The following is a 15,259-nucleotide window of genomic DNA, read 5'->3' as shown; positions in this document are numbered from 1 at the left end:
GTGAATTATGGATAATCCATTTGCATTTCATCAGCCAAGCAAATCACCGAACCTCGTCTCACCTGTAGTATTAGCCTATATGGGCGATGCTGTATATGAGATGATGGTACGACAATATTTGATTTCCTTACCCAATCATAAGTCACATCATATGCACAAAGAGGCTACGCAATTTGTGTCTGCCAAGGCACAACGCAGTATGCTGGAAAAATGGCAGCCACATCTTACAGAGGAAGAAGCAGATATTGTTCGACGCGGTCGTAACAGTAAGTCAGGCAATCCTCCGAAAAATGCCGATATGTTAGATTATCGCCATGCTACAGCATTGGAAGCGTTAGTTGGTTATTTGTATTTTGAAGGACATGTCGAGCGGCTAGGACAATTACTAGAAATCGGCATAGAGGGTAGTTCAAAAAGTGGACTTTGATAACGATGATTAGGCTAACGCAGCTTAGTCGACGTCGAATATGAAGTGAATTTGGGAAGTCCGGGACTCGTGTACCAACTACGTACACTGGAGCGTCCTCCTTCCTAAAATTAACTCCATCTTCTCGATTCTGAAAGCCCACTTTTTGAACCTTCATTTTAGGGGTAGTTCTAAAGCGGATTTAAAAACGAAGTAACACAGGAAGATTACTCAACATCGAAGTAGTACGAAAGGGTGAACAACATGTCAGAGACTCATAATACAGAAGGCTTGATTGCTGGAAAGCATCCTGTACTGGAAGCATTGCGCTCAGGTCGTGAAATTAATAAGATATGGATTGCGGAAGGGGCTCAAAAAAGCGTTACGAGCTCCATTCTTGGAGAAGCGAAAAAAAATGGGATCATCATTCAGTTTGTGGATAAGCGCAAACTAGATCAACTTGTCCCTGGAGTAACCCATCAAGGTGTTGTCGCACAGGCAGCGGCGGTTGATTATATCGAGCTAGAAGATTTGCTCGCAATTCCAGCGCAAAAGGGTGAAGTTCCACTCTTTATTATTCTTGATGAAATTGAAGATCCGCATAACTTGGGCTCCATCATTAGAACTGCGGAATGTACAGGAGTGCACGGTGTTATTATTCCGAAGCGTCGTTCAGCAGGCTTAACAGCTACTGTTTTGAAAATATCAGCAGGTGCTGCAGAGCATATACCGGTTGCACGCGTAACGAATTTGGCACAAACGATTGAAGTGATGAAAGAAGCGGGCGTATGGATTGCGGGTGCAGATGTAGGTGCAGCTGCTGATGTATATGCTAATAAATTCGATATGCCGCTTGCGCTTGTCATCGGTAATGAAAGTAATGGATTGGGTCGTTTGATCAAAGAGAAATGTGATTTCCTAGTGAAGCTGCCGATGGCTGGTCGATTGAATTCGTTAAACGCATCAGTCGCAGCAGGTGTGCTAATGTATGAGGTGCTAAGACAACGTAGAGGCTTATAGCTATGTTACATAGACGTAATGATGTGCTACTTGTTGATGGCTACAATATGATCGGAGCATGGCCTGAGCTGACTCGCTTGAAAAATATTAGCTTGGAAGAGGCTCGTGATGAACTTCTACATATGTTGGCTGATTATCAAGGGTTTACTGGCTTGCAGGTATATGTCATATTCGACGCCCATTTAATGCCAGGTATTGGAGCAAAATACAGCCAGCACAGATTAACCGTCGTCTATACGAAAGAAAAAGAAACAGCGGATGAATGCATCGAACGGATTTGCAAGGAATGGACAAGTCGCAGACGTAATGTGTATGTTGCTACATCTGATATGACGGAGCAGCATGTAATTTTTGGACAAGGTGCACTGAGGATGTCAGCTCGTGAATTGCTAATCGAGATTAAGCAAAACAACGTAGAAATTAAGCAGACGATTACTGAACCTGCAGCGAAGCGGCGTCATTCTATAGATAATCGAGTGAACGATGAAGTATGGTTAAAACTTGAAAAAATAAGACGCGGTAACAAGCCAGAATGAGCATAATATTGCATCTTGTCGAAAATTAACCATTAAATTCAATTTATGTTATAGAATATACAGGAAATAGGCCCATCTCGGTTGACTGAAAAGCCTATTTTCATGTATACTGACTCTATGTTTTGGACACATAATACTTGCGGTGTACGCCTTGCAGGCCGGAGGGATGGGGTATGAGTATCGACCTCAAAGAATGGAGTACGCTCGAATATGATAATAATACGGATGAAGAAAATATCGAAGCTGTCCGTAATGGTGAAAGTCTAGCTTTGGAATACTTGATCAATAAGTATAAAAACTTCGTGAGAGCGAAGGCTAGGTCATACTTTTTAATAGGTGCCGACCGAGAGGATATTGTTCAAGAAGGTATGATCGGGTTATACAAAGCGATTCGTGACTATAAGGGAGACAAGTTGTCTAGCTTTAAAGCGTTCGCAGAACTTTGTATTACACGTCAGATTATTACCGCAATCAAAACTGCTACTCGCCAAAAGCATATTCCTCTTAATTCCTATGTTTCTTTGGACAAACCGATATACGATGAAGATTCCGACCGTACGCTATTAGATGTCATATGCGGTACTAGAGTGTCGGACCCGGAAGCGTTAATTATTAATCAAGAAGAATTTTCAGGGCTTGAAGATAAGATGGCAGAAATACTTAGTGATTTAGAACGCAAAGTACTTATGCTTTATCTAGATGGTCGTTCATATCAAGAAATTGCTGTTGATTTGAAGCGTCATGTAAAATCGATTGATAATGCTTTGCAGCGGGTGAAACGTAAACTTGAAAAGTATTTAGAATTACGCGACACATCGGACCAACTATGACAGCTATCATATTGAATCATACGTAGTATCTATAAATTAAGGAATAACGGACTGTCTTTGGTGTCTGAAACTTTCAGATACCAAAGACAGTCCGTTGGTTTAATAAGTGCAGTAATTGGAATATACTAGATGGACGAGAGTTGATAAAGCTAGAAGTAAAGTATAGCGAAACAACTTTGAAAAAAAAGTATATTGCACGCCCGAGAGAGTTGTTTTGCATTGACATGACGGATGCCTTATGCTAAAATGTTAAGGTAGGCCTTGGAAAAGGTTTTTTCGTTATGGCGAAATCGACACAGGGCATAGAAATTGAGCTTTTTGCTTCTTATTTTTAAGCAGTTCGGGAGGTGTTATTCAATGCGGGTTATTATCACGCTGGCATGCACAAACTGCAAACAGAGAAACTATGCGACAACTAAGAACAAACGCAATCACCCCGACCGCATCGAGTTGAAGAAGTTTTGCAAGTTTTGTAACGAGCAGACTCCTCATCGCGAGACGAGATAGTCAATGGGAGGTGTGACCGTGACATTTTTAGCAAAAGTGAAACAGAGCTTTAGTACGACGTTTAGTTTTTTTGCTGACAGTTGGGCAGAGTTGAAGAAAGTTCGATGGCCTAATCGCAAGGAATTAACTAGCTATTCTATCGTTGTTTTGGTGACGGTTGTGGCTGTGACGATTTACTTCTGGCTTCTAGACATCGGGATTTCAGCTCTCGTAAATCTAATTGTCTGAGAAGGCCCAAAGGTGGATTTGTGATGGAAAAAAGATGGTACGTCGTGCATACGTATTCCGGTTATGAGAACAAAGTGAAAGCTAATTTGGAACGTCGCGTTGAATCAATGAATATGGAAGATAAGATTTTCCGTGTTCTTGTGCCAATGGAAGAAGAGATCGTGGAGAAGGACGGCAAGAAAAAAATCGTCCAACGCAAGGTTTATCCTGGATACGTTCTAGTCGAGATGGTTCAAACTGATGATTCATGGTATGTCGTTCGTAATACACCTGGAGTTACGGGTTTTGTAGGGTCTACGGGTTCAGGTTCGAAACCTACCGCATTGTTGCCTGAAGAAGTGGAACAAATTCTTAAGCACATGGGAATGGATGAGCCGAAGCAGAAGATTGAGTTCGAGCTAAAAGAAACTGTTCGCGTCAAAGTAGGTCCTTTTGCAGATTTTGTCGGATCGGTGGAAGAAATTCTGCTCGACAAAGCGAAGCTCAAGGTACACGTCAACATGTTTGGTAGAGAAACCCCGGTTGAGTTGGATTATACTCAGGTGGAAAAAATCTAATTTATTAGATGGGTTCTCAAACGGATGTTCGCGAGAGCATCTGTATATCTAGTCAAGGAGGTGTACATCATGGCAAAGAAAGTCATTAAATTGGTCAAGCTTCAAGTTCCTGCTGGTAAAGCTAATCCGGCGCCACCAATTGGTCCTGCTCTAGGACAAGCGGGTGTGAACATCATGGCATTCTGTAAGGAGTTTAACGCTCGTACAGCAGACCAAGCTGGATTGATTATTCCAGTTGTTATTACAGTATTCGAGGATCGCTCCTTTACATTCGAAACTAAAACGCCACCGGCAGCAGTATTGCTTCGTGTAGCGGCTGGAATCGAAAAAGGATCTGGTGAGCCGAATAAGAAAAAAGTTGCAACGGTTAAACGTGATAAAGTTCGCGAAATCGCTGAAACTAAAATGCCTGACCTTAACGCTGCTACTGTAGAATCAGCAATGCTTATGGTTGAAGGTACTGCTCGTTCTATGGGTATTACAATCGTCGACTAGTCGATGAAGTTGTAACGCTGATGTCGGACGACATCTCGCTTTGTGAAGCTTTGCTTCACAGGTGGGAGGAGTACATCTTGAATGTTACTCCGCTAAAACCACACTAGGAGGAATTTACAATGGCTAAACACGGTAAAAAATATGTTGAAGCTGCTAAGCTAATTGATAGCGAAGCTAGCTATGAGCCACAAGAAGCAATTGATCTTGTGAAGAAAACTGCAACAGCTAAGTTTGACGAATCTGTCGAAGTTGCTGTACGTCTGGGTGTAGACCCTCGTAAGCAGGACCAAGCTGTTCGTGGTGTAGTAGTACTACCACACGGTACTGGTAAAACTAAAAAAGTTCTAGTTTTCGCTAAAGGCGAAAAAATTAAAGAAGCAGAAGCTGCTGGCGCTGACTATGTTGGCGACACAGATATAATTAACAAAATCCAACAAGGTTGGTTCGATTTCGATGTTTGCGTAGCAACTCCAGACATGATGGCTGAAGTTGGTAAACTTGGTCGTATCCTTGGTGGTAAAGGCCTTATGCCGAATCCTAAAGCAGGTACAGTAACATTTGATGTTGCTAAAGCTGTTCAAGAAATCAAAGCGGGTAAAATTGAATACCGTCTTGATAAGGCAGGTCAAATCCATGCTCCTATCGGTAAAGTATCATTCGATGCAGAAAAATTGAATGAAAACTTGCAAGCATTGCTAGATGCACTTCTTCGTGCAAAACCAGCTTCTGCTAAAGGAGTTTACTTGAAAAATATCTCTGTTTCCTCTACAATGGGTCCAGGTGCTCGCGTTAATAGCGCTAACTACCGCTAATTGATAGATAAGAAACAAAGAACTAAATTTGAATATGCATACCGTAGACAGTAGGTGCCCAAGTGGCTTAAATATCCTACCGAGGTGTTATGATAAAGCGTTTATAGCATTCAAGAATATTGAATAGCGGACGGAATCATGGCCCTTGCTTAATCTGCGAGGGCCTTTCTCATGCATCGAGGATAGGATCTCTCTAAATTACACGGGATGTAAACCAATAACGGGAGGTGTACAGTTTGGCTAACGCTAATATTATCCAAAAGAAACAAGAGGCAGTTGACGTAGTAGCTGCGAAGCTTGCTTCCAGCCCAAGTACGATCATTGCTGATTATCGCGGATTGAACGTTGCTCAAGTAACTGAACTTCGTAAACAGCTTCGCGAAGCTGGTGTTGAATTTCACGTCTTGAAAAACTCAATCGTTCGTCGTGCGACTGATGGTACTGATTACTCAGCGCTTAAAGATATTCTTTCTGGACCTACAGCAGTAGCATTCAGCGCAGAAGATGCTATTGCTCCAGCTAAGATTCTTAACGATTTCGCTAAGAAAAATGACGCTTTGAAACTTAAAGGCGGTCTAGTTGAAGGTAAAGTTGTTGATGGAGATCAAGTTAAAGCTCTTGCAGAACTTCCTTCTCGCGAAGGTCTTCTTTCTATGCTACTCAGCGTACTACAAGCACCAGTTCGCAACTTCGCGCTTGCAGTTAAAGCTGTTGGAGAGAAACAAGAAGCACAAGCTTAATTTTGTTTCATAGATTCAATTGATGCAATATGCATCGCAAACCAAAAAAAATAATAAAATTACCGGAGGTAATATCATGTCTAACGAACAAATCTTAGAATCAATTAAAGGTATGACTGTTCTAGAATTAAACGATCTTGTTAAAGCTATCGAAGAAGAATTCGGCGTTACTGCTGCAGCTCCAGTTGCAGCAGTTGCTGGTGGCGCTGATGCTGCTGCTGCTGTTCAAACTGAATTCGATGTTATCCTTAACAACGCTGGTCCTTCTAAAATCAACGTAATCAAAGCTGTTCGTGAAATCACTGGTCTTGGCTTGAAAGAAGCTAAAGAACTTGTTGATGGCGCTCCTAAAGCAGTTAAAGAAGGCGTTAGCCAAGAAGATGCAGACGCTGTTAAAGCTAAGCTTGAAGAAGCTGGCGCATCTGTAGAAGTTAAGTAATTAACTTTTGCAATCCTACTTGCTAACTAATGGCGAGTATAACAGAGCCCCTTGAAGCCTAGGTTTCAAGGGGCTTCTTATATGAACGATTGAAGGTTGGTGAACTGGTTGTCCAATCATTATTATTCAAAGCAACCAACAGTAGCAAGTTCTAAGCAACAACATGAATGCGATTTAAGAGGATTTAAGATTAAGCTGGCTACTGACGCGGGAGTATTTTCAAAATCTGGTGTTGACTACGGTAGTCAAGTGTTAATAGAAGTGATGCAATTTGCTGAGAATGCTACCGTATTAGATGTAGGTTGTGGCTATGGCCCGATTGGAATTACTGCAGCTAAACTCGCGCCGGAAGGTCATATTACGATGATTGACATTAATGAGCGAGCGGTACAACTTAGCAAAGCTAATGCAAAACAAAATGGAGTGAATAATGTAACGGTGTTACAAAGTGATCTCTATGAAGCGGTGAAAGATCAACACTTCGATTGTATTATAAGTAATCCGCCTATTCGTGCAGGTAAAGTAGTTGTACACCGAGTTTTTGAAGAAGGTTATGACCTACTTAATGCTGGTGGAAGTATGTGGATTGTTATTCAGAAGAAACAAGGTGCTCCTTCAGCATATGAAAAATTAGAGCAATTATTTGGAGAAGTTGAAGAAGTGACCAAGGATAAAGGATACCGCATTTTCAGGGCAATAAAAGCTAAATAACATTTTTATGAAAATTATACTGAAAAGACACGAAAACATTTGACTTGACATTTCTAGTATGTTAGTATTATGGAATGTCAGCATAAAATTGCTTATAATCTCTTTAGTTAACTAAAGTGTCAAGTGCCGAATTATACGCGTAAATTAAATAATTTGGTATTTTTGGTGTAAACAGTAAGAATTTGGGCAAAATTACTTGATATGACCTTCGTTATCGCGTAACGGATGGTTAACTGCCAGAAACATGCTCTTTTTTCGAACGTATTCGATAAGGGCTTTTCTTTATTTTTATGATACCTACAGTGCTAAGTTGTAGTTATCGCAACAGCTGTGAAAATTTCGTTGCTGTTAGACAGACATGAGGGGTGAGGTTAAGTTGGCAGGACAACTTGTTCAGTATGGTCGACGTACTCGTAGGAGCTACAGTCGAATCAAAGAGGTGCTGGAAGTCCCGAACCTGATTGAAATCCAACAAAAATCGTACGGGAAATTTTTGGACAATGACTTGATTGAGTTATTCCAGGATATCTCTCCGATTTCGGACTTTACGGGCAATCTATCGCTTGAATTTATTGATTACAGCTTGGGTGAACCGAAATATTCAGTCGATGAATCGAAAGAACGGGATGTTACATTTGCAGCTCCTTTACGTGTGAAAGTGCGTTTAATTAACAAGGAGACAGGCGAGGTTAAGGAACAAGAAGTCTTTATGGGTGATTTCCCACTAATGACGGAAACCGGCACGTTTATTATTAACGGGGCGGAACGCGTTATCGTTAGCCAATTGGTTCGATCCCCGAGTGTGTATTTCAGCGCTAAAGTTGATAAAAATGGTAAAAGGGTATTCACGGCTACTGTAATTCCTAACCGTGGTGCTTGGCTTGAACTTGAAACTGATGCTAAGGATATCGTCTACGTTCGTATTGACCGTACTCGTAAAATCCCAGTAACAGTACTTCTTCGTGCGCTTGGTTTTGGTACGGATGCGGAAATTCTTGATCTTCTTGGTCACGATGAATACATCAGTAACACACTCGATAAAGATAGCACAGATTCAACAGAGAAAGCTCTGATTGAAATCTACGAGCGTCTTCGTCCAGGTGAACCACCAACATTGGATAACGCTAGAAGCTTGCTTGTTGCTCGTTTCTTCGATCCGAAACGCTATGATTTAGCTAATGTTGGTCGCTACAAGATTAATAAGAAGCTTCACATTAAGAATCGTCTATTCAATCAACGCCTTGCAGAAGATTTGATTGATGCTTCGACTGGTGAAATTGTTGCTGAAAAGGGACAAGTGATTGACCGTCGTTTGCTTGACCAAATTCTTGATCGTCTTGAATCAGATATCGGCTTCAAAACATATTCCGTTGGTAACGGTGTGTTAGAATCTCATGATATTCCACTTCAAACGATTAGTGTGTATGCTCCTAATGATGAAAGCAAAATTATTAAAATTATCGCTAACGGTATTATTGATAAATCTGTGAAGCATGTTACGCCAGCAGATATTATCTCTTCTATCAACTACTTCCTTAACTTATTACAAGGGGTAGGCGATGTAGACGATATTGACCATCTAGGTAACCGTCGTTTGCGTTCAGTTGGTGAATTGCTACAAAACCAATTCCGTATCGGTCTTTCTCGTATGGAACGTGTTGTTCGTGAGAGAATGTCGATTCAGGACGCGAATGCGATTACGCCTCAAGCGTTAATTAATATTCGTCCTGTTATTGCATCGATTAAGGAGTTCTTTGGATCTTCTCAATTGTCTCAATTTATGGACCAAACAAACCCACTAGCGGAATTGACGCATAAGCGTCGTCTATCTGCACTAGGACCCGGTGGTTTGACGCGTGAACGCGCAGGCTTTGAAGTGCGTGACGTTCATAACTCTCACTATGGTCGTATGTGTCCGATTGAAACGCCAGAGGGACCGAACATCGGTTTGATCAACTCCTTATCAACATATGCACGGATCAATGAATATGGTTTCATTGAAGCGCCATATCGTTGGGTTGACCCAGAAACAGGCATTGTAACTGAGCGTATCACTTACATGACTGCCGATGAGGAATATAACTATATTGTTGCACAAGCGAATGCACCGCTTACTGATGATAGTAGATTTGCTGATAAAGAAACGATTGTACGTTTCAATAAACAAGCGGATAACATCTTAACGATGCCAAGTAGCCGTGTTGACTATATGGACGTATCGCCTAAGCAAGTCGTTTCCGTTGCAACAGCGTTGATTCCATTCCTAGAGAACGATGACTCCAACCGTGCGCTAATGGGATCGAACATGCAACGTCAAGCTGTACCTTTGCTTATCCCGAGATCACCACTTGTTGGTACGGGTATGGAGCATAAGGCAGCGAAAGATTCCGGTGTATGTGTTGTAGCCCAATTCGATGGTGTTATTGAACGTGCAACAGCGAATGAGATTCTGCTTCGTCGTGTAGAAATCGTAGACGGTAAGGAAGTACAAGGTGATCTAGTTAGACATAAGATTCATAAATTTATGCGTTCTAACCAAGGTACTTGTATTAACCAACGTCCACTAATTCGTAAAGGTGATATCGTCAAAAAAGGTGATATTCTTGCGGATGGTCCTTCTACTGAGAAGGGTGAATTGGCTCTAGGTCGTAACGTGGTTGTCGCGTTTATGACTTGGGAAGGTTATAACTATGAGGATGCTATTCTACTTAGTGAAAAACTAGTTAAAGAAGATGTGTTTACATCTATTCATATTGAAGAGTATGAATCTGAAGCACGTGATACGAAGCTTGGACCAGAGGAAATTACTCGCGATATTCCTAACGTTGGTGAAGATGCACTTCGCAATCTTGATGAGCGCGGTATTATCCGTATTGGTGCTGAGATCAATTCTGGTGACATTCTAGTTGGTAAAGTTACGCCTAAAGGTGTGACGGAACTTACTGCTGAAGAACGTCTGCTACATGCGATCTTTGGTGAGAAAGCTCGTGAAGTTCGTGATACTTCTCTACGTGTACCGCATGGTACGACTGGTATCGTTGTTGATGTCAAAGTATTTACTCGTGAAAATGGCGATGAGCTTCCACCGGGAGTTAATCATCTAGTACGTGTGTACATTGCGCAAAAACGTAAAATCTCTGAAGGCGATAAAATGGCGGGACGTCACGGTAACAAAGGTGTCATCGCACGTATTATGGCAGAAGAAGATATGCCGTTCTTACCAGATGGCACGCCAGTAGAGGTTGTTCTTAACCCGCTAGGTGTACCGTCACGTATGAACATCGGTCAAGCGCTTGAGGTTCACTTAGGTATGGCTTGTAAATTGCTTGGTATTCATGCTGCAACTCCAGTATTCGATGGAGCGAATGAAGAAGATGTGTTTGACGCTATGGAAGAAGCTGGTATGAACCGTAGTGGTAAAACTATTCTTTATGATGGACGTACTGGTGATGAGTTTGAACGTGAAGTTACAGTTGGCGTCATGTATATGATCAAACTGGCACATATGGTTGAAGATAAAATCCATGCTCGTTCTACTGGTCCTTACTCACTTGTTACACAACAGCCACTTGGAGGTAAAGCTCAATTTGGTGGACAGCGTTTTGGTGAGATGGAAGTATGGGCACTGGAAGCATACGGTGCTGCATATACACTGCAGGAAATTCTTACGGTTAAATCCGATGACGTGGTTGGTCGTGTGAAAACATACGAATCGATTGTTAAAGGTGAAAATGTTCCAGAACCAGGTGTTCCAGAGTCATTCAAAGTATTAATTAAGGAACTTCAAAGCTTAGGTATGGACGTTAAGATCCTATCGGAAAACGAAGAAGAGATCGAAATGAAAGAGATGGATGACGACGACGATGGTACAAGCGAAAAGCTTAACCTTGAAGATGTCGAAGTTGAAGCATTCGAGACGGCTCCTGTAGCTTCTAGTAAAGTAGCATTGCAAGAGGAACAACCTGCTGAAGAAGACGAAGAAAATGTTGATTTAGCATAATTTCACAAAGCACAACCTAAGCTTCAGTCAGTGTAGAGAGTATTCTCACTGATTGAAGTTTGGTGCTTAATAAGACATAGTCATACATGACGAAGGAGGGTTGCTCCTTGTTGGACGTGAACAACTTCGAGTATATGAAAATTGGTTTGGCATCGCCAGACAAGATTCGCTCATGGTCCCGCGGAGAGGTTAAAAAGCCGGAAACCATCAATTATAGAACGTTGAAACCGGAGAAAGAAGGTCTTTTCTGTGAAAAGATTTTCGGACCAACAAAGGACTGGGAATGTCATTGCGGTAAATACAAGCGTGTACGTTATAAAGGCGTAGTTTGTGATCGCTGTGGCGTTGAAGTCACTCGTGCGAAAGTACGTCGTGAACGTATGGCACACATTGAATTAGCAGCGCCTGTCACTCATATTTGGTACTTTAAAGGTATTCCAAGTCGTATGGGTCTTGCGCTTGATATGTCTCCTCGTTCGCTTGAAGAGATTATCTATTTTGCATCATATGTTGTAACTGATCCTGGTGAAACTCCATTGGAGAAAAAACAACTATTGTCCGAGAAGGAATATCGTAGCTACCGTGAAAAATACGGTTATGGTTTCCATGCGGGCATGGGTGCAGAAGCTGTGAAAAAATTACTACAAGATATCGACATTGAGCGTGATCTGGAATCGTTGAAGGAAGAATTGCGTACTGCTCAAGGCCAACGTCGTAATCGTGCGATCAAACGTCTTGAAGTTATTGAAGCATTCCGTAATTCCGGTAATATGCCTGAGTGGATGGTTATGGATGTACTTCCTGTTATTCCTCCGGAACTTCGTCCGATGGTTCAATTAGATGGTGGTCGTTTTGCTACATCTGACTTGAATGATCTATATCGTCGTGTTATTAACCGTAATAACCGTCTGAAACGTCTTCTTGATCTTGGTGCTCCTGATATTATTGTGCAAAATGAGAAACGTATGCTTCAAGAAGCTGTTGATGCGTTGATCGATAATGGTCGTCGTGGCCGCCCTGTAACGGGTCCTGGTAACCGTCCATTGAAATCACTATCTCATATGCTTAAAGGTAAACAAGGTCGTTTCCGTCAGAACTTACTAGGTAAACGTGTTGACTATTCTGGTCGTTCGGTTATCGTTGTAGGTCCTGAATTGAAAATGTACCAATGTGGTCTACCAAAAGAGATGGCGCTAGAATTGTTCAAGCCTTTCGTTATGAAAGAACTTGTTAACAAAGGTCTAGCACATAACATTAAGAGTGCTAAGCGTAAAGTTGAACGCGTAAGTGCAGAAGTATGGGATGTACTTGAAGAAGTAATTAGAGAGCATCCAGTTCTGTTAAACCGTGCTCCAACATTGCATAGACTTGGTATTCAAGCTTTTGAACCGATTCTTGTTGAAGGTCGTGCAATTAAATTGCATCCATTAGTATGTACAGCTTATAACGCTGACTTTGATGGTGACCAAATGGCGGTTCACGTTCCATTGTCTGCTGAAGCTCAAGCTGAAGCGCGTATGCTTATGCTTGCTTCTGGTAATATCTTGAACCCGAAAGATGGTAAGCCAGTCGTTACTCCATCTCAAGATATGGTTCTAGGTTCTTATTACCTTACAATGGATAACAATGAAGCTAAAGGTAGTGGCGGTATCTATGCTACGGTGAATGAAGTTGTATCTTCTTATCAACGTGGTGCCGCAGCTCTTCATGCTCGTATTGTTATTCCTGCTAAAGCTTTGAACAAAACAAGCTTTACAGAAAAACAAAACGCAGCACTTCTTTGTACAACAGTAGGTAAAGTTATTTTCAATGAAATATTCCCATCGGAATTCCCTTATATCAATGAAGCGACTAAAGCTAACTTGATTAATGGTATCCCTGATAACTATTTCGTCTATGAAAAAGGTGCTGACCTTCAAAAAATTATGAATGATTTCCCGATAGCTCCTGCGGTAGGCAAAGACTACCTTGGAACAATTATCGCGGAATGTTTCCGTAAATATCATACAACGAAAACGTCTGTTATTCTTGATTTGATCAAAGAGCTTGGTTTCACTTACTCTACTAAAGCTGGTATTACTATCGGCGTGTCAGATATCATTATTCCAGTAGAAAAAGCTGGCATTATGAAGCTTTCTGAAGATAAAGTAGCAACAGTTATGAACCAATATCGTCGTGGTCTTATTACGAATGAAGAGCGTTATGACCGTATCATTAGAATTTGGAGTAAATGTAAGGATGAAATTACAGAAGTCCTAATGAAATCTATGGATCGCTATAATAACATCATGCTTATGGTTGACTCTAAAGCCCGTGGTAATAAATCTCAAATTACACAACTAGGTGGTATGCGTGGTCTAATGGCCAATCCATCTGGTCGTATTATCGAGTTACCAATCAAATCTAACTTCCGTGAAGGTCTTACTGTCCTTGAGTACTTTATCTCTACTCACGGAGCGCGTAAAGGTCTTGCCGATACAGCGTTACGTACAGCCGATTCAGGTTACCTAACTCGTCGTCTAGTTGACGTTGCACAAGACGTTATCGTACGTGAAGAAGATTGTGGTACAGATAAAGGCTTTATCGTTAGCAAAATTCAAGACGGTAAAGAGGTTATTGAAGACCTATTTGACCGTATTGAAGGTCGTTATTCATTCGAAACTGTTCGTCATCCGCAAACAGGTGAAGTTCTAGTTAATCGTAATGAGTTAATCGATGCAGATAAAGCTGAAGCAATCGTTGAAGCTGGTGTTGAAAAACTTCAAATTCGTTCTGTACTAAGCTGTCGTGCTCGTCACGGCGTATGTAAAGTATGTTATGGTCGTAACCTTGCGACTGGTAAGCATGTTGAGATTGGTGAAGCGGTTGGTATTATCGCAGCTCAATCTATCGGTGAGCCAGGAACACAGTTGACGATGCGTACGTTCCATACAGGCGGTGTAGCCGGAGATGATATTACACAAGGTCTTCCACGTATCCAAGAGTTATTCGAAGCACGTAATCCTAAAGGTCAAGCACTTATTTCCGAGCTTGATGGTGTTGTGAAGAAAATTCACGAAACAAAAGATCGTCGTGTTATTGAAATTCAAGGTGAAGCAGAATCCAAAGAATACCCTGTTACCTACGGATCTCGTATTCGCGTAACAGAAGGTCAGCATGTTGAAGCAGGGGATGAACTTACTGATGGTTCTATCGATCCTAAAGATATGTTGCGTATTAAAGGTATTCGTGGCGTGCAAAACTATATTTTACAAGAAGTACAACGCGTATATCGTAACCAAGGTGTAGAAATCAATGATAAACATATCGAGGTTATGATTAAGCAAATGCTACGTAAAATCCGTATCGTTATTGCGGGTGACACTAAGCTATTACCTGGTTCATTCGTCGATATGCATGAATATGAAGCGGCTAACCTTGATGCCATTCTTACAGGTAAAGATCCAGCTATTGCTAAACCTGTATTACTTGGTATTACGAAAGCATCTCTTGAAACGGATTCCTTCTTGTCTGCAGCGTCATTCCAAGAAACAACGCGTGTTCTTACTGATGCAGCAATTAAAGGTAAAGTGGACCAATTACTTGGTCTTAAAGAGAATGTTATTATCGGTAAGCTAATCCCTGCCGGTACAGGTATGCAGCGTTACCGTAATATTCGCTTCAAAGGAATGGAAGAGAATGCGGAAACAGCAGTTCTTTCAAATGGAAAAAGTGAAGCAGTAACTGTAGAAAAAGCTTAATTGCTATGACATAAAGCGATAAATTCTCGTCATATTTTCGTGACTGAGAATTTATCGCTTTTTTATATAAGATAAGATGACCATAGTTAACAAAAATAATTGATAGTGTAATGACCCAGTGCTTGACATAACCTACTATTTAATGATAATATATCGGAGTGCGCCTAATGGTCGGGTATGGGTATATGCAACTTCATTATGAACCGCCTGGATCTGTGGGCTTGAATTTAGGTGAGAT

At 41.3% G+C, this 15,259-nt stretch carries 14 protein-coding genes and 1 other annotated feature; all 14 genes read left to right on the top strand.

Annotated elements, in window-relative coordinates; genetic code table 11:
- Nucleotides 1-7: 7 nt before the first annotated feature.
- Nucleotides 8-427 (top strand): Mini-ribonuclease 3, encoded by a 420-nt coding sequence (locus AC1TPB_RS20745; protein ID WP_482078256.1) that lies wholly within the window; start codon nt 8-10, stop codon nt 425-427.
- 243 nt (nt 428-670) lie between these two features.
- Nucleotides 671-1,426, top strand: a complete 756-nt coding sequence (gene rlmB, locus AC1TPB_RS20740; protein ID WP_482064478.1) for a 23S rRNA (guanosine(2251)-2'-O)-methyltransferase RlmB — start codon at nt 671-673, stop codon at nt 1,424-1,426.
- Nucleotides 1,427-1,428: 2 nt separating this feature from the next.
- Nucleotides 1,429-1,962, top strand: a complete 534-nt coding sequence (locus AC1TPB_RS20735; protein WP_482078255.1) for an NYN domain-containing protein — start codon at nt 1,429-1,431, stop codon at nt 1,960-1,962.
- Between the two features lie 173 nt (nt 1,963-2,135).
- Nucleotides 2,136-2,792 carry an RNA polymerase sporulation sigma factor SigH gene (sigH, locus tag AC1TPB_RS20730; RefSeq protein WP_482064476.1) on the top strand — a complete coding sequence of 219 codons (657 nt, stop codon included), beginning with the start codon at nt 2,136-2,138 and terminating at the stop codon, nt 2,790-2,792.
- A gap of 357 nt (nt 2,793-3,149) precedes the next feature.
- On the top strand, nt 3,150-3,299 hold the full coding sequence (gene rpmG / locus AC1TPB_RS20725) for a 50S ribosomal protein L33 (RefSeq protein ID WP_082967189.1): 150 nt from the start codon (nt 3,150-3,152) through the stop codon (nt 3,297-3,299).
- An 18-nt stretch (nt 3,300-3,317) separates the two neighbouring features.
- The gene (gene secE / locus AC1TPB_RS20720; protein ID WP_258203686.1) at nt 3,318-3,527 is read left to right on the top strand and encodes a preprotein translocase subunit SecE; all 210 of its coding nucleotides are present in this window, start codon (nt 3,318-3,320) and stop codon (nt 3,525-3,527) included.
- 23 nt (nt 3,528-3,550) lie between these two features.
- Entirely contained in the window at nt 3,551-4,084 is a 534-nt protein-coding gene (gene nusG, locus AC1TPB_RS20715; protein ID WP_482064475.1) for a transcription termination/antitermination protein NusG, read from the top strand.
- A gap of 69 nt (nt 4,085-4,153) precedes the next feature.
- Nucleotides 4,154-4,579, top strand: coding sequence for a 50S ribosomal protein L11 (gene rplK / locus AC1TPB_RS20710; RefSeq protein ID WP_482064474.1), 426 nt, complete (start codon nt 4,154-4,156; stop codon nt 4,577-4,579).
- 119 nt (nt 4,580-4,698) lie between these two features.
- Nucleotides 4,699-5,391, top strand: a complete 693-nt coding sequence (gene rplA, locus AC1TPB_RS20705; protein ID WP_482078254.1) for a 50S ribosomal protein L1 — start codon at nt 4,699-4,701, stop codon at nt 5,389-5,391.
- A gap of 23 nt (nt 5,392-5,414) precedes the next feature.
- Nucleotides 5,415-5,571 (top strand) — a sequence feature (ribosomal protein L10 leader region).
- Between the two features lie 56 nt (nt 5,572-5,627).
- Entirely contained in the window at nt 5,628-6,131 is a 504-nt protein-coding gene (rplJ, locus tag AC1TPB_RS20700; protein ID WP_482078253.1) for a 50S ribosomal protein L10, read from the top strand.
- Nucleotides 6,132-6,207: 76 nt separating this feature from the next.
- Nucleotides 6,208-6,570: a 50S ribosomal protein L7/L12 gene (gene rplL, locus AC1TPB_RS20695; protein ID WP_482078252.1), complete on the top strand. Its 363-nt coding sequence runs from the start codon at nt 6,208-6,210 to the stop codon at nt 6,568-6,570.
- Between the two features lie 108 nt (nt 6,571-6,678).
- Nucleotides 6,679-7,281 carry a class I SAM-dependent methyltransferase gene (locus AC1TPB_RS20690; protein ID WP_482078267.1) on the top strand — a complete coding sequence of 201 codons (603 nt, stop codon included), beginning with the start codon at nt 6,679-6,681 and terminating at the stop codon, nt 7,279-7,281.
- 358 nt (nt 7,282-7,639) lie between these two features.
- Nucleotides 7,640-11,281: a DNA-directed RNA polymerase subunit beta gene (rpoB, locus tag AC1TPB_RS20685; RefSeq protein WP_482078251.1), complete on the top strand. Its 3,642-nt coding sequence runs from the start codon at nt 7,640-7,642 to the stop codon at nt 11,279-11,281.
- Between the two features lie 107 nt (nt 11,282-11,388).
- Nucleotides 11,389-15,021, top strand: a complete 3,633-nt coding sequence (rpoC, locus tag AC1TPB_RS20680; protein WP_482078250.1) for a DNA-directed RNA polymerase subunit beta' — start codon at nt 11,389-11,391, stop codon at nt 15,019-15,021.
- Nucleotides 15,022-15,259 lie beyond the last annotated feature (238 nt).

The sequence above is a fragment of the Paenibacillus sp. Y951 genome (assembly GCF_056786395.1).
The sequence above is the reverse complement of the archived record's forward strand: the minus strand, read 5'-3'. Positions and strand labels throughout refer to the sequence as shown.

Coding starts and splice junctions, on each gene's coding strand:
- rpmG (WP_082967189.1), top strand. CDS start 3,150: ATGCGGGTTATTATCACGCTGGCATGCACAAACTGCAAACAGAGAAAC.
- AC1TPB_RS20745 (WP_482078256.1), top strand. CDS start 8: ATGGATAATCCATTTGCATTTCATCAGCCAAGCAAATCACCGAACCTC.
- rpoB (WP_482078251.1), top strand. CDS start 7,640: ATGAGGGGTGAGGTTAAGTTGGCAGGACAACTTGTTCAGTATGGTCGA.
- rplA (WP_482078254.1), top strand. CDS start 4,699: ATGGCTAAACACGGTAAAAAATATGTTGAAGCTGCTAAGCTAATTGAT.
- sigH (WP_482064476.1), top strand. CDS start 2,136: ATGAGTATCGACCTCAAAGAATGGAGTACGCTCGAATATGATAATAAT.
- AC1TPB_RS20735 (WP_482078255.1), top strand. CDS start 1,429: ATGTTACATAGACGTAATGATGTGCTACTTGTTGATGGCTACAATATG.
- rplK (WP_482064474.1), top strand. CDS start 4,154: ATGGCAAAGAAAGTCATTAAATTGGTCAAGCTTCAAGTTCCTGCTGGT.
- rlmB (WP_482064478.1), top strand. CDS start 671: ATGTCAGAGACTCATAATACAGAAGGCTTGATTGCTGGAAAGCATCCT.
- rplL (WP_482078252.1), top strand. CDS start 6,208: ATGTCTAACGAACAAATCTTAGAATCAATTAAAGGTATGACTGTTCTA.
- nusG (WP_482064475.1), top strand. CDS start 3,551: ATGGAAAAAAGATGGTACGTCGTGCATACGTATTCCGGTTATGAGAAC.